The organism is Bacteroides sp. CAG:633, assembly GCF_000435115.1.
Taxonomy (GTDB): Bacteria; Bacteroidota; Bacteroidia; order Bacteroidales; family Bacteroidaceae; genus Bacteroides; species Bacteroides ndongoniae.
Genome location: NZ_FR882969.1, coordinates 1 through 739 on the forward strand (window position 1 = coordinate 1; position 739 = coordinate 739).

The window sequence follows — 739 nt, forward strand, 5'->3', positions numbered from 1 at the left end:
TCTTCCGCATTTCACTTTTTTGTAGTAACTTTGTTTTTAAAGAATGAAATAAATAAAGTAAATAGGTCAGCCTACGGCCAGAAGCACCAAGAGACCGACATGCAAGAATCGGGCATTTTTTTCCCAGTTAGGAAAAAATTTCTCCCCTATTGGGAAAAAATATTTCCCCAGTTAGGAAAAAAATAAAGCCTGATATTGCTAAAAGGGAACCCCCATCGAAGGCTACAGAAAGCCTGCACAAATAAAAGGGGATAAGAAACAGAATTCTCTAAAAACACTAAATGAGAATACGCCGCAGTGCGAAGATATAATAATCGCACACCGGACTACAGATGCGGCAGGGCAAGGCATCATAAAACTTCCCTTGACACTGACTACGAACAGCCTCGTAACGGGCTATCTCGCCTACCCTTTCCTTCAGAAAACAAAGATATTCCATCACAGCCGAACGCTGCATACGGGATAAAGTTACAAGCTGCGAACAGCTGTTAGCACCGGCCAGTTCGGCATCGGGCAGACATGGCCACTGAGGCATGGTAAAACATTCCCCCTCTTCCTGCAACGAAGTCATCTGTTCCGTCAGCACACGAGAAACCGATTGGAGTGAATCGCCCCCCAATGCTTCGTCCATGCGCTGTCCCAGAGCCAGTACAAGAATCAAAATACCAATGATTTTTACGAACTTAGCCATATCACCTACAAATATAACCGTAAGCATTCGAAGAAATGCACCTTTTAC

2 protein-coding genes are annotated in these 739 nt (G+C 44.0%); one reads left to right on the forward strand and one right to left on the reverse strand.

What is annotated here, in order from left to right; genetic code table 11:
* Positions 1-186, forward strand: a 186-nt coding sequence (locus tag QVP67_RS01285) for a hypothetical protein (protein ID WP_288179770.1), incomplete at its 5' end; no start/stop codon positions are given.
* A gap of 91 nt (positions 187-277) precedes the next feature.
* On the opposite strand, the gene QVP67_RS01290 is transcribed toward QVP67_RS01285, so the two are convergent.
* Positions 278-739, reverse strand: a 462-nt coding sequence (locus QVP67_RS01290) for a hypothetical protein (protein WP_288179771.1), incomplete at its 5' end; no start/stop codon positions are given.